General features: G+C 58.5%; 18 protein-coding genes and 1 pseudogene. 5 read left to right on the top strand and 14 right to left on the bottom strand.

What is annotated here, in order from left to right; all coding sequences use genetic code 11:
• The coding region (locus BGIM_RS66400) for a type I polyketide synthase (RefSeq protein ID WP_202947217.1) at positions 1-3,366 on the bottom strand (3,366 nt) is incomplete at its 3' end.
• A gap of 27 nt (positions 3,367-3,393) precedes the next feature.
• Positions 3,394-5,067, bottom strand: a complete 1,674-nt coding sequence (locus BGIM_RS0104640; RefSeq protein ID WP_020468631.1) for a PfaD family polyunsaturated fatty acid/polyketide biosynthesis protein — start codon at positions 5,065-5,067, stop codon at positions 3,394-3,396.
• A gap of 243 nt (positions 5,068-5,310) precedes the next feature.
• Here BGIM_RS0104640 and BGIM_RS0104645 point away from each other — a divergent pair, with 243 nt between their 5' ends.
• A complete protein-coding gene (locus BGIM_RS0104645) occupies positions 5,311-5,670 on the top strand; it encodes a PilZ domain-containing protein (RefSeq protein ID WP_020468632.1) in 360 nt (119 codons plus the stop codon).
• Between the two features lie 3 nt (positions 5,671-5,673).
• Here BGIM_RS0104645 and BGIM_RS0104650 read toward each other — a convergent pair whose 3' ends face one another.
• Positions 5,674-7,176, bottom strand: coding sequence for an MFS transporter (locus BGIM_RS0104650; RefSeq protein WP_020468633.1), 1,503 nt, complete (start codon positions 7,174-7,176; stop codon positions 5,674-5,676).
• 262 nt (positions 7,177-7,438) lie between these two features.
• Here BGIM_RS0104650 and BGIM_RS0104655 point away from each other — a divergent pair, with 262 nt between their 5' ends.
• From BGIM_RS0104655 to BGIM_RS0104665, 3 genes are all read left to right on the top strand, one after another.
• Complete coding sequence (locus BGIM_RS0104655) at positions 7,439-8,056, top strand: PEP-CTERM sorting domain-containing protein (protein ID WP_020468634.1); 618 nt, start codon at positions 7,439-7,441, stop codon at positions 8,054-8,056.
• 114 nt (positions 8,057-8,170) lie between these two features.
• Complete coding sequence (locus BGIM_RS0104660) at positions 8,171-11,179, top strand: PVC-type heme-binding CxxCH protein (protein ID WP_020468635.1); 3,009 nt, start codon at positions 8,171-8,173, stop codon at positions 11,177-11,179.
• Positions 11,180-11,206: 27 nt separating this feature from the next.
• Positions 11,207-13,063: a CocE/NonD family hydrolase gene (locus BGIM_RS0104665; RefSeq protein WP_238537517.1), complete on the top strand. Its 1,857-nt coding sequence runs from the start codon at positions 11,207-11,209 to the stop codon at positions 13,061-13,063.
• Here BGIM_RS0104665 and BGIM_RS48675 read toward each other — a convergent pair whose 3' ends face one another.
• From BGIM_RS48675 to BGIM_RS62490, 5 genes are all read right to left on the bottom strand, one after another.
• On the bottom strand, positions 13,064-14,107 hold the full coding sequence (locus BGIM_RS48675; RefSeq protein WP_020468637.1) for an HlyD family secretion protein: 1,044 nt from the start codon (positions 14,105-14,107) through the stop codon (positions 13,064-13,066).
• A gap of 15 nt (positions 14,108-14,122) precedes the next feature.
• On the bottom strand, positions 14,123-14,878 hold the full coding sequence (locus tag BGIM_RS0104675) for an ABC transporter ATP-binding protein (RefSeq protein ID WP_020468638.1): 756 nt from the start codon (positions 14,876-14,878) through the stop codon (positions 14,123-14,125).
• 79 nt (positions 14,879-14,957) lie between these two features.
• Complete coding sequence (locus BGIM_RS0104680; protein ID WP_020468639.1) at positions 14,958-16,112, bottom strand: ABC transporter permease; 1,155 nt, start codon at positions 16,110-16,112, stop codon at positions 14,958-14,960.
• Between the two features lie 19 nt (positions 16,113-16,131).
• A complete protein-coding gene (locus BGIM_RS48680; protein WP_157368609.1) occupies positions 16,132-16,788 on the bottom strand; it encodes a TetR/AcrR family transcriptional regulator in 657 nt (218 codons plus the stop codon).
• A 648-nt stretch (positions 16,789-17,436) separates the two neighbouring features.
• Entirely contained in the window at positions 17,437-17,604 is a 168-nt protein-coding gene (locus tag BGIM_RS62490) for a DUF2934 domain-containing protein (protein ID WP_193788943.1), read from the bottom strand.
• Between BGIM_RS62490 and BGIM_RS62495 the strand changes: the two genes are divergently transcribed.
• A complete protein-coding gene (locus tag BGIM_RS62495; protein ID WP_157368610.1) occupies positions 17,603-17,779 on the top strand; it encodes a hypothetical protein in 177 nt (58 codons plus the stop codon). The genes BGIM_RS62490 and BGIM_RS62495 overlap by 2 nt on opposite strands.
• Before the next feature lie 68 nt (positions 17,780-17,847).
• Here the strand turns inward: BGIM_RS62495 and BGIM_RS0104705 are convergent, their stop codons facing one another.
• From BGIM_RS0104705 to BGIM_RS0104725, 6 genes and pseudogenes are all read right to left on the bottom strand, one after another.
• Complete coding sequence (locus BGIM_RS0104705) at positions 17,848-18,255, bottom strand: VOC family protein (protein ID WP_020468643.1); 408 nt, start codon at positions 18,253-18,255, stop codon at positions 17,848-17,850.
• A 36-nt stretch (positions 18,256-18,291) separates the two neighbouring features.
• Entirely contained in the window at positions 18,292-18,759 is a 468-nt protein-coding gene (locus BGIM_RS68160) for a GyrI-like domain-containing protein (protein ID WP_390566150.1), read from the bottom strand.
• Positions 18,760-19,170, bottom strand: a pseudogene (locus BGIM_RS68165) (YciI family protein); the annotation flags it as partial.
• Between the two features lie 85 nt (positions 19,171-19,255).
• Positions 19,256-19,660, bottom strand: a complete 405-nt coding sequence (locus BGIM_RS0104715; RefSeq protein ID WP_020468645.1) for a DoxX family protein — start codon at positions 19,658-19,660, stop codon at positions 19,256-19,258.
• Positions 19,661-19,790: 130 nt separating this feature from the next.
• On the bottom strand, positions 19,791-20,150 hold the full coding sequence (locus BGIM_RS0104720; RefSeq protein ID WP_020468646.1) for a YciI family protein: 360 nt from the start codon (positions 20,148-20,150) through the stop codon (positions 19,791-19,793).
• 97 nt (positions 20,151-20,247) lie between these two features.
• Complete coding sequence (locus BGIM_RS0104725; protein ID WP_020468647.1) at positions 20,248-21,498, bottom strand: RNA polymerase sigma factor; 1,251 nt, start codon at positions 21,496-21,498, stop codon at positions 20,248-20,250.
• Positions 21,499-21,546: the final 48 nt, after the last annotated feature.

The raw sequence follows: 21,546 nt of genomic DNA on the forward strand, positions 1-21,546 counted from the left end.
GCCGAGCATGTCAGCCGGGTAACCCGTCTTTTCTGCCACCACGGCGAGCAAGACCTGACCCGCATCCGGTCCGGTCTTGGCGACCGGGGCCGGTTTCGGCGGGACCGCCGTCCGAGGGGGAGGCGGGGTTGGCGCCATCACCTGTTGCGGGGCTGGCGTATAGACGGGCGGCGCTGGCGGCACATACACCGGCGCTGGCGGCGGCACATAAGCCGGAACCGGCGGGGCGACGGGAGCGACGGGAGCCACGTAAACCGGCATGGGCAATGGCTGCCCGCCCATCAGTGCCTGTTGCTGGCCGACCAACGCTTGCAAGGTGGCCAGAGCCGCCTGTTGGTTGTCCAGAAACTGCTTGTGCAGGCGGGCTGTCTCTTCCTGCATTCGCTGGAAGGCAATCAGACTTTGCTGGGTGATCCCAAAAGCGGATTGCACGGCAGCGGGGTCGTGGGTTCGGTTGGGTTCGGCTTGGCTCATCGGCGGTTTTGGCCCGGTGAGTGTGGTGGGAACGGACACGGGAGAAACAGCCTTCGGCTTGGGCGGCGCGACCGTTGGCTTGGGCTTGGACGGTTTCGGACGAACATAATTGGCCCCGCAAATCGGGACGGTCAAACCGGGCTTGGCGGTGGAAACCGGATACGTTTGCCCGGCTTCCCATCCGGCGAGATTGACGGCATGACCCCGCACGGCCAGTTTGGCCAGTGTGGTCGCCAAATCCCACAGCCCCGGTTTTCGCCCGCCGGAGGCATCCACGGCGAGGCATTCCACGTTCGATTCTTGGTCCAGAATCGCGGCGCTGAGTTTTGTCAGCACCTGGCCGGGGCCGACCTCCAAGAAGGTCCGCACACCAAGGCGGTGCATCTCTTGGATCTGCCGGACAAAATCCACCGGTTCGGCCAGTTGCGCGCCCAGTTGGTCGCGGATGGCCGAGTCGTTGGCGGCATAGGGCTGACCATCGCGGTTCCCCAGAACGGGAGCTTGGGGAGGGCTCACTCGCATGTTTTCAAGGGACTGACGCAACGGCTGACTTGCGGAAGCCACCAGCGAACTGTGAAATGCGGCGGCCACCGGCAGGCGGGTGCAACGCATGTTCCGTTTTTGGCAGGCGACTTCGGCCTTGGCGATGTCGGCCGTCGGGCCGGACAAAACACCTTGGATCGGAGAATTGCGGTTGGCGAACACCAAATTCAATTTGGCGTCCCGCAGCATCTCTTCAATGTCAGCCAGCGGAGCATGGACGGCGAGCATCCCGCCGCTCTCCTTGCCGGAAAAATCAGCCATCAACCGGCCGCGTTCCCGCGAGATCCGGTGAAGGGTCTCCGTGTCGTAGACGCCCGCCGCCCAGAGGGCGACCAGTTCTCCGTAACTGTGCCCCGCGAAAGCTTCGGCGTCGATGCCGAAAGATTTCAGAATCTCCCAAGCCCCGACGCTGACGGCCCCGATGGCGGGTTGGGCGATGTCGGTTGAACGCAGGCGGGTTTCCTGTTCGGTCCGTTGATCGGGCGTGAATGCGGAATAGGGATAGATTGCTTCCGCAAGCCGGTCCGCGAACTCACGTCCCTTGTCCGCGAGGGCAAGGGCATCGAGCATTTCCGGAAACGCACAAGCCGCCTCACGCATCATCCCGGCATACTGCGAACCTTGGCCCGGAAACAACACGCCGAGTTTTCCGGCGGCCGGTCCAACTCCGTGCCAGGTTCCCTCGGGAAGCGACCATTCCTTGGATGATTCACTCTTAAGTTTGGCCAGCGCGGAGGCAAGTCGTTTGCCGACATCTTCCCCCTGACGAATCACCAAGATCAGCCGATGCGAATGCGTTGATTGGAACTTGGACCGGGAATCGGCGGCCGACCGGCAGATGTCTCCCCAAGTTTTGTCGGCCGGAATGGCTTTCAACGGCGATTCAAGTTCCGTCGGGGTGTTTCCCGAGAAACAGAGCAGTTGGGTGCGGCCATCCCAATCCGGGGTTTTCTTTTTCGGCGAATGCTCTTCCAAGATGGCGTGGAAATTACTGCCGCCGAATCCGAAGGCGCTTAAACCCGCCCGGCGGGGGTGTTCGGCCCTCGGCAACCACGGGCGTTTGTCCAAGTTGACATACAACGGCGATTTGCCGGGCTGCAACGGATCAACGGGTTGCTTCACTTTCAATGTCGGCGGCAGCACCTTGTGATGCAGGGCCAGCGCTGCCTTGATGAGGCCCGCCGCCCCGGCCGCCGCCTTGGTGTGTCCGATCATGGACTTCACGGAGCCGACGGCACACCATGTTCCGCTTCGCCGGGTCTGATTAAAGACCTCCGCGAGGGCGGTGGCTTCCACCGTGTCCCCGACTTTGGTTCCCGTGCCGTGGGCTTCCACCAGTTCGACCGTCGCCGGCGAAATTTCAGCCTGACGATATGCAGCCCGCAAACAGCGGGCCTGGCCTTCGGCCGAGGGAGCGTAGACCGCGTTCCCCTTGCCATCGCTTGACGAGCCAATGGCCCGAATCACGGCATAGATGCGGTCCTTGTCCCGCTCCGCGTCTTCAAGTCGCTTGAGGACCACGATCCCCAAACCTTCGCCGAGGATGGTGCCATCGCCATCGGCATCGAAGGGCTTCGCATCCCCGGTCTTGGAAAGGGCCGGGGTTTTGCTGAAGCACATGTACATGAAAATGTCGTTGAACGTGTCGGCCCCGCCGGTCACGGCGACATCGCATTTTCCGGCCGCCAGTTCCAGCCCGGCCAGATGCACGGCCGCGAGTGAACTGGCACATGCCGCATCCACGACGCAATTGGTCCCGCCCAAATCCAACTTGTTGGCGATGCGGCCCGCGACGACATTCCCCAGCAAGCCGGGGAACGAATTCTCCTGCCAAGGAACATAAGAGTCCGAAATGTCTTCCACCACACGGTCGGCCGTCGCCTGATCGACGCCCGCCTCCGCAAGGGCTTTTCGCCATTTGGGATGCCCGAGACGCGCCCCCAGCGGGATCACCAACTCCAGCGTACCCGTTACCCCGAGGATCACACTCACGCGGTTCTTGTCGTACTTCTTGTCGGGGCCGTAACCGGCGTCATTGAGCGCCTGTCGGGCGGCGACGAGGCCCAACAATTGTGAGGTATCCGTGGCTTCCAGATCGATGGGGGAGATGCCGAATTCCAGCGGGTTGAAATCGTAGGCATCGAGAAACGCCCCCCGGACGGCGTAGGTCATGTCCGGTGATTTGGGGTCCGCGTCAAAGTATTCTTCCGGCTTCCAGTGGGTGGCCGGAACGGGGCCGACAGCATCTTCGCCGTGCTTGATATTCGCCCAGAAGGCCCGATGTCCGTCGGCGCGCGGGAACAGACAGCCAATCCCCACGATTGCCAGCGGAACATTCTCGACAGCCATTTTCCCGTTGCCTCGTTGTGTTGTTCGTCAGTGGGGATGGCCGGTCGCCATCTTCTGTTCCAGTTCTTCCCGTGTCTTCGGCCGGGTGTCAATCAAGTCGTCGAACTCGGTCACGCCCTGCCAGCGCAGTTGTTGCCGTCGCAAAATCAACGCAGCACCATGCAGGATATTCAGGGCGACGGTCACCACCCGCCGTTCGGCGGCGGCTTCCAAAAACGAACCCTTGGTCCATTCGTTGAATGCTCCCATCGCCGGGCCGCACCACACCTGATAATCCACTTTGCGGTCGGGAACCCCCGCATTGGCCCACCGGCTGGCCTGCCCAAGATACCAGCGAAACACGAGGGCCATCTTGTGTTTCGGGTCCGCGTCGGCCTTGCCGATCTGGCCGGGATCGCGCTTGCTGAAATAGTCCCGCGTCTGGTTCCAAATCTCCTCTAGTGGAAATCTGAACAGGTTCTTTTCAATCTGGACACGCTCGGCGGCCGGAATCGCCTCCATCGACGGATAGGCCCGATAAAGTTCGTAAAGTTTCGCCCCCCGCATGGCGAACATCGTCCCCCGTTTGAGGACTTGGACCTTCACGCCCATTTCAAACATGTCGGCGGCCGGGGCCATTGTCACATCGGCCTGACCCGCCTCGGCGAGCATTTGCCGCACAATGTCCGAACTGCCGGATTCCCGGCAGGCTTGGTTGATCGACCCGGTGACGACATAAGCCGCCCCCATCGCAAACGCGGCCGCCGCCGACGCGGGGGTGGCGATTCCACCGCCCAACCCCACCCGGACGGGCGATTGATAGCGGAATTCGCCCTGAAGCCGGTCACGCAGGGCAAGGATCGTGGGAAGAAGAGTGATCGCCGGCCGATTGTCGGTGTGCCCGCCCGAATCGGCTTCCACCGTGCAATCATCCGCAAGCGGAACCAGTTTCGCCAGTTCGGCTTGGGCTTCTGTCAAAGCCTTTTGGCTCACCAACTCCCGCAAAATCCGGTCTGACACGGGGGAGAGGAATTTTTGGGCCACCTCCACGCGGGAAACCTTGGCCATCACGCGGTTCGGCGTGACGATGGCCCCCGTCGCATCCCGGTGAATGCCGCTGAGTCGATACCGGGCCACATGCGGGGTAAGGTCCAAGAACGCAGAGGCCTCTACGAATTGTACCCGCCGCTTCAACAGCAAATCGACGGTCGCCGATTCGTGATCTTGCTCGTTCGGGCTGTGGATCAGGTTCACCCCATAAGGAAGCGAACCGAGGTTTTGCTGAATCCGGATGATGGCCGCATCAATACGTTCCAGCGATAGTCCGGCCGCCCCGAAAAAGCCAAGCATTCCGGCCCGGCCCATCTCTTCAACGATGTCGGCCGAGGCGATCCCGTTGGCCATCGCCCCGGTGACGTAGTTGAACTTTAAACCCTGCGAACGACGAAAATTGGCGTCCCCGAGATTGCCGGGGGGCAGGGGGGGCAGAATGGCTTTTGCAGGAAGCCCGTCCGGAGAGGAGCCGAAGGCAAGATGACCATCCGAACCAAGAGCCATGCCCTTGGCCGTATCCACAAGGACGACAGACCGGGACAGGTCGTTGAGGGCATCCTGTATTTTGTTCGTGTCACCGGATGCCGCGCCGGAGCCAGCGATCCATCGACCGGTCAATGATTCCGTTTCCCCTGGGGAAACAGGAGTCGTTCCGCGGTTCGCGGCCATATTAAAAACGCCCTGTTGTCGATCATGGAGCGGGCTATTAACCCGTATGCCCATCTTAGCCCACAATCCCCCAAACGGACAGCGGTTTCCCTTGCCTGATTGGAACTTACGGCAGGATCGAACCGGCGCTGAAGATTGAATAATCAGTGAAATCGTCACAATCCGTTCATCCATCAGAACCTGTGCTATGGTTGCAAAACCACCCGAACGACTCTCATCACGACTTTCACCGCGTAAATCCACATGTTTCGCAACCAACATTCAACAGAGACCGTCGTTCCGGAACGCGACAAGCGTTTGATCCGCCGCAAGCCAGTCAAACGCGGAGTGATCGCCCGCTGTCGGCGCGGCCAATTGGGTTTGGGCCAGGATCTCGCCTTGGGCATCATCGACATTTCGGATTCAGGGATGTGTTTGTTGGTGAAAACAGAACTCCGACGCGGCGAGGAGGCCGAAGTGGAAATGATCGGGGTCGGCCGAAGCAAACCCATCAAGATTCTTTGCGAGGTGCGTTGGATCGTTTTCGAGGACGATGAACGCTTCCGGGTCGGCTTGCGATTCCGGAAACGCATCCCCTATGCGGATCTCAATGATTATTGTTGAGCCTCAATCGGGCAGGGGGGTTCCCTTGGTTTCGGGAGCGAACCAAATCAACACCATGCCGACAAAGTAAATCGCGCTCAGAGAGGTGCAAGCCACCGGCCAGCCCACATTGAATTCCTTCATGATGGTTCCAAGTTGTAACACCCCGATGGCGGCCAGCACGCGGCCGAAGTTAAAGCCGAATCCCTGTCCGGTCGCCCGAATTTTTGTTCGGAACAATTCCGGTAGGTAGAGCGGCAACCAACCATAAAAGGCGGCGGTCACCGCTCCACAGATGAAGCTGGAAAAATAGAAGTAGGCATTCACCCCGTCCGTCCATTTGAACAAATTCCAGACCACCAATAGCGACGCCGCACACATGAGCATGTAGGTGATTCGTCGGCCGATCCAACCGCCGACCAGCGCCGCGATGACACATCCGACCGTTGCTCCCCCAGCAGTACACATCTGAGTGTAAAGTTTCACATCCGGTTGCTGGCCGTTGGTCAATTGGTCGGCCCATGTCGGGACGGGTTGCATCGCCCCCCATGTTCCGAGCAAGGCCACGCCCGACAACGCGGCCGCTATCAGCAACCGCGATAAGGTTTGGCGTCGTTCGGCTGCTGTGCTAGTTCCCGCCGTTCGTTCGATGAAGCGGAGAATGGGATACAAATAGCCGGTCAGAACCACGAAGAAGAGAATCAGCGATCCGCCAATCCGCACCGCCATGTCCAATCCGGCTTTTGACCAAATCGCGATCAACCCGATGGCCGCCACCGCTCCGACCACCACGCCGAGCAAGTCCTTCGTTCTCCAGTTGGATGTGGTCCCTTTCTCGTTTTCCTGTTCCCATTTTTCCGATTCAGGCACAAACAAACGGATTAAGAAAGTTAGCACGGCGGGGAATGTTCCCACGAGCATCAGGATTCGCCAGCCGGAATTTTTCAACAGCCACGCCGATGTTTCCGACCCCACGCCGGCCGATTGCAACATCCCCCCCAAGTCCGCGATGACGGCATTCAACCCGAGACCGACCACGGCAATAATCATGTAGCCAAAATTGGCCGCCGAGCCGATGACTCCGGCCAGCCATGCCCTAGATTGATCCGGCCATACTTCCATGACGAGCGCCACACCGAGCGACCATTCGCCCCCCATTCCCAACGCGGCCACGAACCTCATGACCGCCACATGCCAGGCCTCGCCAGCCAGGCCGCACATCCCGCTGAAAAGGGCATAGGTCAGTACGCTCAATGTCATGGCCCGGACCCGGCCGATGCGATCTCCGAGCCAGCCAAACACCACGCCGCCAGTGGCCGCCCCAATAAGGAACACGGCCGTGATGACTGCGTACCACGTTCCGATGGTGGCTCCGTCGTTTGTCCCCAGCAAATCACCGAGAGCCGGGCGGGCCACCAGCGGGAAGAGGCCCATTTCGAGGCCGTCGAACATCCAGCCGAGCAGAGCCGCCGTCAGGGCAACCCAGCGAGACTTTGAGGATTCTGATGAATTCGGTGAAAGGGTCATTGGCATGCAGGTGGGTAAATGGCGTCGTCAGGATATCCGGTTTGCGAGGCGGATGCAAATTCAACCGGGAAAGATTGGCAATTGACACAGTCTGCACAAGCCGAACTTTCGGAAAAACGAGTAATTCCCGCTTGACCGAATTCCGATGTCCTTTATGTTGCGAAAGCTAAAAGTTGGCTCAAGGGAGCCGGACTGTGTATTCAAAGAGCCGGGCGTGGGGGATTAATAACGCCCCGCTCATTTTCACACGGAGGATGGGAAAATGTCATTGATTCGCAAGTTGGGACTTGCTGCGTTGTTCGCCACGGTGCTGGGTTCGACCGCCTCGGCCGGTTTGGTGCCGTTGACGACCTCGGTGGTCTCCGAAGGCGACAACTTTCGATACACCTACGGGGTCACTCTCAGTTCCAACAATTTCCTGAACAAGGGCGATAGTTTCGTGATTTACGACTTCGCCGGGTTTGTCCCCTCGTCGAGCGATCAGCCGGCGGGCTTCAGTTTCAGCACGGCCGCCACCAGCCCGGACCACGGCCGCACAGCCCCCAACGACAATCCGAACGTTCAAAACCTCGTGTGGACCTATACCGGCGACACGCCACTGATTGGCGAAATCGGCATCGGTGATTTCTCCGCGCTGTCCACCAAGCCGGAAGCCTCTGCTCCGACCGACTTCACCAGCCGCACGCATGTGATTGACCAGTTTGGCAACATGGTTTCTTACGACAGCATCACTTCGACCACGGCGCCGGCGGGCAGCGACACCACGCCTCCCCCTCCCGGTGTGCCGGAACCGTCCACGCTGTTGCTCCTCTCGGCCGGTCTGCCGATCGCGTTGGGCGTCCGTTATCTGAAGAATCGCAAGCTGACGACCGTTGCCTAAATCAACGCCGGAAGTTGACGATTGCGAAACGCGGGGCGCCAAGCCTCGCGTTTTTTCGTTTCCCCGTGTCGGCGAATGCGGTATCCTGCACGCGCCCGCCCTGGAAACCGCACGATGACATCCCTGAGACTTCATGCTTCGCTGGTGTTTCTGGTTCTGCCGTTTCTCTCCCCCGACAGTTCCGCCCAAGCCCCGAAGACCGACATCACTGTTCTGCGCGTTCCTCCCAAGACTCCGGAGGAGGAACGCCAGTCGTTCGTCATTCAACCGGGCTTCGCCGTGGAGTTGGTCGCGGCCGAGCCGTTGGTTCAATCGCCGATATGCGTTGAATTCGACGAAGACGGCCGCATGTGGGTGATCGAACTGCCAGAGTATAACGCTTACGCGGGCACCAAACCCCAAGGCAAAGGTCGGGTGGTGGTTCTCACGGACACCAACGGCGACGGCATCTACGACACCCGCACAGTCTTCGCGGACAATCTCGATTACCCCACCGGATTGGCCTGCTGGAACGGCGGCGTTTATGTTGGCGTCGCCCCCGATCTCATCTATATGAAGGACACCAACGGCGACGGCAAAGCCGACATCCGGGAGGTGATTCTCACCGGCTTCGGGAAGGACAAGGCGGGCGAGGCCCAACTGAATTCCTTCCGCTGGACGCTGGAACAGCGCATTCTCATTTCGACCGGAATGGATGGCGGGGAAATCTCCGTCCCCGGCAAACCAGAGATCAAATCCGTCTCCGTCCGCAACATGAACATTCTGCTTGATCCCCGCACCAACACCTTTGAACTCACCAGCGGCGGCGGTCAGCACGGCATGACGCTTGACGACTGGGGCCATGTGTTCGTCTGCGGCAACAGCGATCCGATTCACATGATGATGTACGACGCCCGTTATCTGTTGCGTAACCCGACCGTGCCGGCCCCGCCCGCTGCGACGAATATTCTCCCGAGCGGCAAATTCACCAAATTGCACCGGATCAGCGAGGTCGAGCCGTGGCGGCAGGCCCGGACACAACTTCGCAAAAGCGGCCTCGTTCCCGGTTCTGATGAAGGGGGCACGCCGTCCGGTTTCTTCACCGCCGCCACGGGCATCACCGTCTATCGCGGGGATGCGTTCCCGGAGGAGATTCGCGGGAACATTTTCGTCGGCGAGGCGGCGAACAATCTTCTGTTCCGGGCGAAGTTGAAACCGAAGGGAGTTGGTTACGAAGCCGAGCGGGCCGACGAGACCCGCGAATTCTTTGCTTCCAAGGATGTTTGGTTTCGTCCGGTGCAGATGGCCAACGCCCCGGATGGCTGCCTCTATGTGGTTGACATGTACCGTGAACTGATCGAAGGAGCGGCGTTTCTCCCGCCGCAGGTTCTGAAGCAAGTGGACCCCTCGGCCGGATTCGACAAAGGCCGCATCTGGCGAATTGTGCCCGAGGGAACCAAACGCCGGGCGAACCCAACGATGAGCAAGATGACTTCGGCCGAGCTGGTGAAATTGCTCGAACACCCGAACGGCTGGCATCGGGACACCGCCAGCCGGGTGCTTTATCAGAGGAACGATAAAACGATTTTGGAAGACTTGGAACGCCTGATCAACACATCACAAGTGTTGCCCGGCGGGGCGGCCGCCGTCTGGCTCGCATACCGGATGGATGGAGTGGTTCGATTCGGCAACCTCAAGAACCTCACCGCCCAGAACCCCCGCTGGCGGGAGCAATTGCTCGCCATCCAAGGCTTTTTCCCGGATCTCACTCCTCCGAATTCTTCGGGCGGCACGCCTCGAACCGCGTTGAACAAGTCGTTTGAGGACGGTCATCGCGATCCGGACAATGAATATCGGTATCGTTATGCGTTTATCGCCGGTCGGTATCCCAGCCGGGTGACGGCGGCCCAGTACACCCAAATGGCGTTCTCCGATTCGGCCGACCCGTGGATGCGGCTGGCCATTCTGGCGGGTCAGGAGAACACCGGCCGGGCGAAGACGTTTGAAGAACTGATGGACTCCCGCGAGTTTCGCCGGTTGCCACATGGCCGGATTCTGCTGGCTCAAATGGCCGATGTGCTGGGAGCCGATCCGAACGGCGATTACGCCTTGCTAGTGATGAAGGCGGTTTCAACGGCGGCGATTTCTGATTCGGCTCTTGCACGTGATCTTTACAAGGCGTTCCGCTCCCGCGCATCCACCCGCACTGTTGACCGGCTGATGGATGTGAACGTGGCCCCTACGGTGAAAGCCCTCACGAACCGTCTGCTCGGCGAGGCGGTTGTTACAGCTCGCGACGGGAAGAAATCCCCCGAAGAACGCGCGGCGGCGATCAAAGACCTCACGATGGCCACATTCGATGACACCTTGCCGATCATAAAAGAGTGTTTGCAATCTGCCCAACCGCCCGAAGTTCAGCGGGCTGCCCTGCAGACCTTGGGAATGTTCGGCAGCGATAAAGTGCCTGCCCTCATTCTGGAAGGATGGACCGGCATGAGTCCCCAAGTGCGGGCGACGGCCACCGAGGTGTTTCTGTCCCGTGGCGAATGGATCACGGCGTTTCTGGATGCCGTGGAGGCCAAGAAAATTGCCCGTGGCGACGTTGACCCCGCACGGGTGGAATTGCTGAAAAAATCCCCTGCCCGCGTGGTGGGTGTCCGGGCGGCCAAGTTGTTCGGGGCATCCGCCTCCAATCGACAACAAGTCTTCGAGAGTTACCGCAAAGCGTTGGAACTCAAGGGGGATTCTGTTCGCGGCAAAGTGGTGTTCAAGAACAATTGCGCTGCGTGCCACCAGTTGGAAAACGTCGGCGAGAACATCGGGGCTGATCTCAAGGCCATCAAGGATCGCGGCCTTGAATCGGTGATGCTCAACATCCTCGACCCGAACCGCGAAGTGAAGCCGCAATACCTGACCTACGCGGCCGAATTGAAAAACGGCCGGCTGGTCACCGGCATGATTACCCAAGAAACCGCCTCCGGCTTGACGATTCGCCGACCCGACGGAACATCGGAAGCCATCGCCCGGTCGCAAATCGACCAACTCCGTTCAAGCGGCCTCTCCTACATGCCCGAGGGGCTTGAAAAACAGATCGATCTCCCGGCGATGGCCGATTTGCTCGCTTATCTCTCCTCCATCAAATGATTCGTGTTTCACCAAGGAACAAACATCGTGAAAAGAGTATTGTTGACGTGCCTTGCCTGCCTTGCCTTGTGTTCGACCGGTTATTCGCAGGGCAAGGAAGCCGTGATGGCCGGGTACACCAAATACGAATATCGCATTCCGATGCGAGACGGCGTGAAACTCTTCACCTCCGTCTATGTCCCCAAGGATGACTCGAAAACGTATCCGATGCTGATGAAGCGGACGCCGTACAGCATTGCCCCGTATGGGGTCGATACGTACCCGGACAATCTCGGGCCGTCGGCGTTGTTTGCGAAGGAAGGTTACATCTTCGTTTATCAGGATGTTCGCGGCCGCTGGAACTCCGAGGGGGAGTTCGTCAACATGCGGCCGCACAACCCGAAGAAGACCGGCAAGGAGATTGACGAGAGTTCGGACACCTATGACACCATCGAATGGCTCATCAAGAACGTGTCGAACAACAACGGCAAGGTCGGCACTTATGGCATCTCGTATCCGGGGTTCTATGTCTCGGCTGGGATGATTGACGCCCACCCGGCCCTTAAGGCCGCCTCGCCGCAAGCCCCAATTTCGGACTGGTTTGTCGGCGATGATTTTCACCACAACGGCGTGTTGTTCCTGCCGCACTGTTTCAACTTCATGGCCAACTTCGGCAAGCCACGGCCGCATCCGATCACCAAAGAGCAATTTCTAAAATTCGATCACAATTCGCGGGATGGCTACGACTTTTTCATGAACATGGGGCCGATCTACAACGCCGATGCAAAGTATTACAAGGGGGACGTTGCCTTCTGGACCGAAGTGATGAAACATGGCAACTACGATGACTTTTGGAAATCCAGAAATCTCCGGCAACACATGAAGAACATCAAACCTGCCGTGATGACTGTGGGCGGGTGGTTCGATGCGGAAAACCTCTTCGGTGCGTTGGAAACCTACAAGAACACGGAGAAAAACAGCCCCTCCAATGCCACCAACATGATTGTGATGGGACCGTGGGACCACGGCGGTTGGAGCCATGACGACGCCGATCGCCTCGGGCCGGTCAAATTCAATTCCAAGACCGGGCCTTATTATCGCGAACAAATCGAATTGCCATTCTTTGAATACCACCTGAAGGGGAAAGGGACTGGCAAATTCCCCGAGGCATGGATGTTCGAGACCGGCACGAACGTCTGGCGAAAGTTTGATGTGTGGCCGCCGAAGCAAGCGGTCGCCAGCAAGTTCTACTTTGGCGACCGGCAACAACTTCTCACGGCGTCAGACAAAGAAACGGGGCACGATGAATTCATCAGCGATCCGGCGAAACCGGTGCCGTACATCGACAAGACGAACATCGGGATGGACAAGGAATACATGGTCGGCGACCAACGGTTCGCCGCCCGCCGGCCGGATGTGTTGGTTTACCAAACCGAGCCTGTCGATACGGACACGACGATTGTTGGCGCGATTGAAGTAAACCTGAATGTTTCAACCACGGGGACGGATGCGGATTGGATCGTCAAGGTGATCGACGTGTACCCCGGCGACTTTCCCGAATGGGACCCGAACCCGACCGGGGTGCGGATGAGCCACTATCAACAGTTGATTCGGGGCGAGCCGTTCCGCGGCAAGTTCCGCAACTCGTTCGAGAAGCCGGAACCGTTTGAGCCGGGCAAACCGGCCCAGATCAAGTTCACCATGCCGGATGTGTTTCACACGCTCCGCCCCGGACATCGCCTCATGGTGCAGGTGCAAAGCACTTGGTTCCCGCTCGCCGACCGCAATCCGCAAAAGTTCACGGATATTTACACGGCTGAAGAACGGGACTTCAAGAAGGCGACCCATCGCGTTTACCGGGGTGGCGAAGAAGGCTCTGGAATCTCGGTGCGGGTGATGAAGTAATCACTTCGCCGCATCGAGATACACGTCCACTTGTTGGCCGACATACAGGTTCGGGTCTTTGGTCTCGATGGCGTAGATCACATTCAGAACGCGGGTGTCCACCCGTTCTGTGCCCGAACCGGTGAGGGATTTCTTGGCGACGACGTAAGGTTCCACTCGCACGAATTTGAGGGAAACTTCCCGTTTGTTGGCTCCGCGCGTAATGGCTTTGCCGACCAAGTCTTTCTTGAACCGGCTGATGTCGTTTTCATCCACATCCATCCGGACATGGAGCGTGCTGACATCGCCGATGACCATCAGCGCCTGGCCGGGGGGAATGCCGACATATTCCCCCGGCCGGACATTCTTTTGCAGCACCCGCCCCTTCACCGGAGCGGTTACTTCCAATCGCTTCAACTCCGTCTCGGTTTGAAGCACTTGCGCCTGGGCCTGTTTCACTTGGGCCTCGGCCACGGACAAATCCGATTTCCATGCCCCGCTGCGAAGAAGTCTCAACTCGGCCTCGGCTTTGGTGAGCTTGGCATTGGCCGTCGCGACGGCGTATTTCTGGCGGACGTATTCTTCCTCCGAGACGGCTCCGGAACTGTGTCCCCTCTCCGCGCGGGCGAACTGGGCCTTAGTGTCTTCCACCATCACGCGGGCTTCCTGCACAGTGGCCTCGGTGATCGGAATTTCCTCCGGTCGCGGCTGGCTGCGAAGTTTTTCAAGCGATGATCTCGAAGATTCAAGCATCGCCTGCCGCACTTCCAACTCGGCCAGCAGTTGCCGGTTGTCGAGCCGGAACAGCTTTTGACCGGCCTCCACTTCGTCGTTGACGTTAGCAAATACCTCCGCAACCACACCCGGCAAATGGGAGCCGATGGCGATGTTCTCGCTCTTTGGCTCGATCACGCCGCCACCGGCGAGGGCGGATTTGAACGGCGTTCGCGAAGGTTCCACCGGCGGAGGCTGTTTCGGCGGTTCCTGATCCGCGATCACCACATGCCGGAGGGCGAACATCATCGACGCGAACGCGAGCAACGGAAGTCCGTATCTGAATAGCATGGCCCACCCCAAGGTTTAATGGTTGACCGGTTGAGAACCGGTCGTGACGCTTTCCACTTTGCCGTCCGACATGGCGATGATCCGGTCGCCGAAATGATGCACCCGGTTGTCGTGTGTCACGATGATGACTGCCCGGTCCTCGCGACGGCCGACAGTTCGCAGTAGTTCCATCACGGTTTGGCCGCTTTTGCCATCAAGGGCGGCCGTCGGTTCATCACACACCAGCAATCGCGGATCATGAACCAGCGCGCGGGCAATCGCCACCCGTTGTTGCTGGCCGCCGGACATTTGATTCGGATAGCTCCGGATTTTGTCCCCGAGGCCCACTTGTTTCAGCACTTCGGTGGCCTTGGCGATGGCATGGCTGCGAGGCTGGCGGCCGATAATCAACGGCACGGCCGCGTTCTCGGCGGCGTTGAGCGAGGGAAGCAGGTTGTATTGCTGGAAAACAAAGCCCACATTGGCGCTGCGGAACGCCGTCTTGCGGCGACTGCTCATGTGGCTGAGGTTTTCCCCAAGAACTTGAATCTCTCCGTCCGTCACGTCCAGCAATCCGCAGATTAGTGAAATCAGCGTGGTTTTGCCGCAACCCGACGGGCCGACGAGAAGTGTCATCTCGCAATACGGAACTTCCGCGTCAACGCCGCGCAGCACTTGCACACGGGCCTCGCCGGTCCCGAAATCCTTCGTCACTCCCCGGCAGACAACGGCAAACTGACTGGCTGACGCCGCCGTCGAAAGACTTTTGGGAATTGGTTGAGTGGCGTTCATGAACAAGTTTCCTTCGATACCGTTTTCGCCAGATGGATGTCTTGCCCCAAATAACCACGGATGACAGTTCAACCCACGCTCACCGGAACACCACGGCCGGTTCCAGCACCAAGACCTTGCGTATGCTCAATAAACTGGCCAGCACCACGATAATCGAAACAGCCGCCGCTGTTCCGGCCATCACCTGCCAGAGCATGTGAAACCCTTTGAGCGGGATGGCTCCTTGGGTGAGCGTGAAGAACAAAGCCGTGCCGCCGACGCCCAATCCGTAGCCGATCAAACCAACCACCAGAGCCTGAACGAGAATCATTCCCACGATGCGGAGGTTGCTCGTCCCCATCGCTTTTAAGGCCCCGAATTGTTTGAGGTTTTCAATTGTGAACAGGTAAAACGTCTGCCCGGCGATGGCGATGCCGACCACGAAGCCAAGAACTACGGTGATGCCAAAGTTGAACGGAATGCCCGTGTTTTGCACGTAAAACTGGATCGTGTTCCAGCGGAAGGTTTCCTTGGTGAGCGCTTGCAAGCCGGTGTCGTTCATGATGCGTTGGGCCACCACCGGGGCGGGCACCCCGCTTTCCGGCTCGACGATGATGTAAGAAAGCAGCCGGCGTTCGGGCGGGGAGAACTGCATCGCCCGCGAATATTTTGTGTAAAAGATCGGCATGGACTGGAATGGTTGGCCCACTTCGCAAATCCCGACAATTTCCGCCCGGCGGTCGGTCATTTCAATCGTCTGGCCAATCTGGTGAGGCTGGCCGGGGAACAGGTAGAAATACCCCGCCTCGTCGATGATGACGGCGTCCGGCTTGCGAAGATCCTCCACGCTCCCCATCAACATTTTTCGTGGGGCACCGACAAGCGAGGCATCATCCAACCCGAGCAACACCACGCTGCGAAAATCGCCGTGACCCTTCGGGCCGCCTTCCGGAAGCCTCGCCCGGACGGTGCCCCGGTAAAACTTCACGGCCCATGCCACCCCGTCCACCCCACGAACACGGTGGAGGTCATCATCGGAGAGGCCGATCACTTCGTCGGCCTGTCGCACGGTCGGGTCCATCACGAAGATTTCGCCCTCCTGCACATTGCGGATGAGCGACGTGCAGCGGGCCATGATGCTGAGGAAAATGGAAACTTGATGCGAGATCAGCATGGAGGCGAACGCCACGCCGAAGACGATCCCCATGTATTTGGTGCGGTCGCCGGTGAGCATTTTGAGCGCGATCCAGACCATGCCCACCCCTCCGAAAAAGTCAGTCGTCCGCGAGTTTGCCGACGGCCGCCAGTGTGAAATCCGCGATGTGTTCCGCGAGGAACTCCGCGTTGTAATTCCGAGTCACGTCCCGACCGAACAACACTTCGCCCACCACGCGATTTTGCCGGTAATAAAGGCACTGGCCGATCACACTGAACCCGATCAACACCCGCTTCTCGAAGGGCAGATCGGGAAGCAGTCCGGCCAGAATCTGCGTCAACAAGTCCGCCATCGGCTTAATGTTTTCCCGCACGGCGTTGGCCGTGACTTCCGACGGGGCGATCCGGGTCATCTCGCGATTCATCAGGTGCATCGCCGAGGGGCGGGGCACCTCCAAAATCCGGGCCATCATCACGCGAACGAAGTCCCGAAGTTTTTGCCGGGAACTCGTTCCAGCGGGCCACTCGGGAAACGGCGCCCCGCACACGCAGGTGGACATCGCAAACCGCACCGCCTCCGCGTACAGGCGTTCTTTCCCCTGAAAGTGGTAATTGATCGCCCCAATGTTCCGCACGCCCGCTCGTTCGCAAATCTCGCGCGTGGTGGCGGCCTCAAAACCCTTTTCCGCAAAGATTTCCTCGGCCGCCTCCAACAAGCGTTGCCGGGTGGCATCCACATTGGAAATCGATTCGTCGGTCGGTGTTTCCCGAGCCATTGGTTGTTCCAGAATCTTGGTGAACAATCGAGTGCTTGAAACAACTGTTTTAACTAATAACCCAACTCATCGTCCATGTCAAGCGGTTGCTTTAAATATTGTTTTGGGATCGTTGGCTGAAGAAAACGACAGCTAAAATCGCTCGGATGACGCTTGCAAGTGTGTCTGAATCGGATCAATCGTGATTGATGAAAAGGGAAATGTGACCTGTTTTACCTGTCTGGGCCAATTCACCATTTGGTCCACATGGCTCACTTCAAACAGTTTGGAATCATCGTTGAGGGTTCATTTTGGGCCATTGGAAATGCCCCCAAAAGGCTCAGGATTACTCCAAAATCATCAGGTGACGTGTCGATTTACCGGGGGTTTTGCAAAATTGTGTTCAGTTGGCCCGCTGTTTTTGACCACTTGGGTGGGTGTCCAATTGTCCAAAAATGGTCGCCGGACAACCATTTTTGGCATCTTCAGGCCACTTTTCGGTCGGTTTTGACCGCTTTTCAAATCGTGAAACCCCAAGCTCTGTAGCCCCTTGGCTTGCAAGAAAAAGCTGATTTGCTTGAGTGTGTGAGCGTAAAAGAACTTCTTGCCCTCACGAGTAGCGTGTGGAGGATGGCACCCCAAGAAATGACCATTCGTGAAGAAGGCCCTTCAGGTCGTCTTCGGGTAGCCGTGGGTCAATTCCGATTCCGCTTCAAGCCAAAATTGCTGACCGTCGCCGTCTGGCTTTCCCGCTTCTTCCCATTTCTGGTAGGCAAACTTCCGAATGTCTTCTTCGGAAACCAACCGGACATAATGGTGTCTGGCGAGAGTCGGCATGGTTGCGGAGCTTGTTGTCGAGGGGGAACCGTTCGATGAAGGCATCGTCACGGGGCCGGCCTTCAGTGGATTCTTTTTCATGACGGCGCACCTTGCGTGTGATGTCTGGGGTTGCCTGTTTTTCTTTCCAGAAGATCAGCAGTTATCATGCCATCAGGAACGCAAAGTGGGTTGAGTGATGTGGGCCGATCACGCTTGATTTGACAATCGCAATCGGCCGGGAACAACTTCGACGAAGAATCATCAACCCTTTTGAATGGCGGCCGGGTCCATCCACATGTATTCCCATGTGTGGCCGTCGAGGTCGTGGAACGCATTGCCGTACATGAAGCCGTAGTCAATCGGGGCCTTGTAAGTCGCGCCCCCGGCGGCGACGGCCTTGCCGATGATCTCATCGACTTGGCTGCGGCTTTCACACGACAGACAAATCAGCACTTCCGTTTGCTTGGTGGCGTCGCAGATCTCCTTGGGGGTGAACTGCTTGAATTTTTCCTCGGTCAGCAGCATGGCATAAATGTCCTCGCTGATGACCATGCAAGTGGCTGTTTCGTCCGTGAATTGTTTGTTGAACGAATAGCCAAGCTTGGTGAAGAACTCGATCGACTTCTTGAGATCCCGAACCGGGAGGTTGACAAAAATCTTCGTGGCCATGATGTCTCCAATGAACAGGTGTGAGGATTGAGGTTTTTACGCTTGCAGGGGAATCCAAATCTCGATGCCGTCCGAGAGTGTGGTGGTGTTGAATTTTTCCGTGTACCGCTCGAACACGGGGGTGTCGGCGGTTTTCAGCCCCGATTCGGGAAGCCACTTTGTCCAGATGGTGTCGAAGAGTTCCGTGATCTTCGACACATGGCCGGAGAAGGGGATCACCACATAACGCCCGGCGGGAATTTGAACTTGGGTGAAGCCCGTCGGCAACTGACCTCCGGCCGGGATTTCCACGCCGGCAAGATAATCGAACGTGCATTCCGGCTGGAAATTCCAGCAGACACCGTAGGTTTCACCGCTCACTTGGCCGGGAATTTTGCCGACATGGGGAATGAACTTGCACCACAAATCCGGGATCTGCTTCCGGGTGTCTTGGGTGTAATGGCCGCTCAATCCGGCGATCTGGAAGGCACGGCCGTTTTCAAAGCGAGGAGTCTCCAACCCCACAATCCGGGCACGCTGGCTGGCTTCCTGTTCGCGGAGTTCTGGGGTGAATGACTCGCCAAAATCCTCGGCGCTGAACACTTGGCGAATCTCGATTTCTGAATCTTCCATCATCGGGTTTGGGCATCGCTTCACCCAATCGACGGCTTCTTGGATCGACTTCACATTCCACATCCAGAAACCGGCCACCAGTTCGTTCGTTTCGACAAACGGCCCGTCAATCACCATCCGATTGGCGCCGGAGAACCGGACCCGCACGCCCTTGGAACTGGGGTGCAATCCTTCGCCTGAGAGCATGATGCCCGCCTTGACGAGTTGCTCGTTGTAATTGCCCATGTCGGTCAGCAGTTGCTCGCTCGGCATCTCGCCGGCTTCCGAGGATTTCGTGGCTTTCACCATCACGATGACTTTCATCGACGTTCTCCTGAGATTGAGTTTCTTTGGGTTTGCCAGGTAGTCAAATGCCATTGTTTCAAATCGACACGTCGCCAAGATTTTTTCACATTTGCCGGAGGGGCATCAACGCCCGCACCCGTGCGTCACGAATCCAGAGGCCGAGCCAGAGCAGCATGCCGAAAACGACCGGGAACAAGATTTCAAAAGCCCCGTGCCCGACATGCACATGGGTGGCGACCGCCCCGCCGAGATAACCCGTCAGCAGCACGGCCCCGAGGATGGCCGTCCGCGGGATGAGGTAAAGAATCGTGCTGGTCAGCAGCACGATTCCGAGCGGCACAATCGCGGCTTCCGGGAAGCCGAGTTCGACGGTCGCCTTCACGATTGGTTCGGGCTTCACCAATTTCATCACGGCATCAAGGACCAGAAAAAGAGCCGGCAAACCGCCGACGATTCGGCCAGTCCAAAGCCGGGCCTTTGACGGGGCGGTGTTCAAATTCGCATTCATGGAATAGTTCTTTCCGCTCATCAATCGCAGGGCGAGGGTGAGCAATTACGAGGAAAAATCGACACAACGGCCCCGCACAGGTGTCATGTTCCTGTCAATCGTTTGGGTTGGGATGGTTCGACGTTTGGGGTTAATTTAAGCGTGGCAGACCGGGAAGTTCGTAGACAGGCCGCACTTCAATGGTCCCCTTCTTGGCGCCGGGGATACGGGCGGCGATGGCAATGGCCTCGTCGAGATTGGTGGCGTCAATCAGATAAAATCCGCCGAGTTGTTCGGCCGTCTCGGCAAACGGCCCATCGGTGACAAGCCTTCTGCCTTCTCGAACGCGGACGCTGGTGGCTGTTGCCACCGGATGCAAGGGTGATGCCGTGAGGTATTGGCCCTTGCCGTGCAGTTCGTGAGTCAGCGCGACCGATTCCGAAAAACATGCTTCCCGCTCATTCTCGGTCCAGATGGTTTCATCGGTATAAACGAGCATCATGTATTTCATGGCATGACCTTTTCGGAAGAGAACCCGTAACGCCGCCGGGTCGTTTCATCTTGTAATCGCTTGGCGGGGGGACAAATCGACAACCCATAAAACTTTTTCAGGAAATTTCCCGGAGCCGCTGTTCCAGAAATCGGCGTTCTGGTTCCTGCCGGGTGAGATCGTAAGCCCGTTGATAGGAAAGGCGGGCGTCGTCGAATCGTCCGAGTCGCCGTGCGAAGTCCGCGCGGGCGGCATGAGCCAGATGATAGTCCGTCAGGTCACCCCGGTTCAGGATGGCGTCGACGAGTGACAAACCGGCTTTCGGGCCATCTCGCATGGCCACCGCGACAGCCCGGTTCAGTTCCACCACCGGGGACGCATCGGCTTGTACCTGAAGATCGTACCAGGCGACGATTCGTTTCCAGTCCGTGTCGGTCGCCGTGGTTGCCTCGGAATGGACGGCCGCAATCGCGGCTTGGATGGCGTAAGCCCCGAATGTCGGCTCGGCGACCGCCCTCGCCGCCAATGCCCGGCCCTCGGCGATCAGATCGCGATTCCATCGGGAGCGGTCTTGTTGCTCCAAAAGGATGATATTCCCGGTGGGCGATGTTCTCGCCGTCCGTCGAGATTCGTGCAGAAGCATCAAGGCCAGCAAGCCCAATACCTCGGCATCTGGGAGCAACTCGGCCACTAACCGCCCGAGCCGGATGGCCTCTTCGGAAAGGTCGCTGCGAGTCAGCGAGGCCCCAGCGGAGGCAGAATAGCCTTCATTAAAGACAAGGTAAATCACCGTCAGGGCCGAATCGAGCCGGTCGGGCAAATCGGCCAGCGAGGGCACTTGGTACGGGATTTTGGCCGCCCGGATTTTGGCCTTTCCCCGCACGATTCGCTGGGCGATGGTCGCCGGGGCCGTCAGGAAAGCGGCGGCGATGTCCTCGGTGGTGAGGCCGCAAACTTCCCGCAATGTCAGGGCGATTTGAGTGGCGGGCGCCAGTGCCGGATGGCAGCAGGTGAACACAAGCCGAAGCCGGTCGTCCTCCACATCCTGATCGGCCGGTTCCGCTGTTTCCTTGCCAAGTTCCTCCAAGCGGGTGGCGACAAAAGCCAGCGAGGCCGCGAACTTCGCACGGCGTCGCAGCACGTTGATCGCCTTGAAACGCCCGGTCGAAACGAGCCAAGCTCGTGGATTCTCCGGCACGCCATCGCGAGGCCATTGTTCGATGGCCGTGGTGAAGGCTTCGTGCAGGGCTTCTTCGGCCAAGTCAAAGTCGCCAAGCAGGCGCACCAAGGTGGCGAAAACCCGCCGGGATTCCAACCGGTAGACTTCCTCAACCGACCCGACCCCGACTGTTGAACGAACTTTATCCATGTCCGTCTCGTTACCGTGGCATTTCCAGAAGTGTAGGGTATCGCATCA

It is taken from the genome of Zavarzinella formosa DSM 19928 (assembly GCF_000255705.1).
GTDB lineage: Bacteria > Planctomycetota > Planctomycetia > Gemmatales > Gemmataceae > Zavarzinella > Zavarzinella formosa.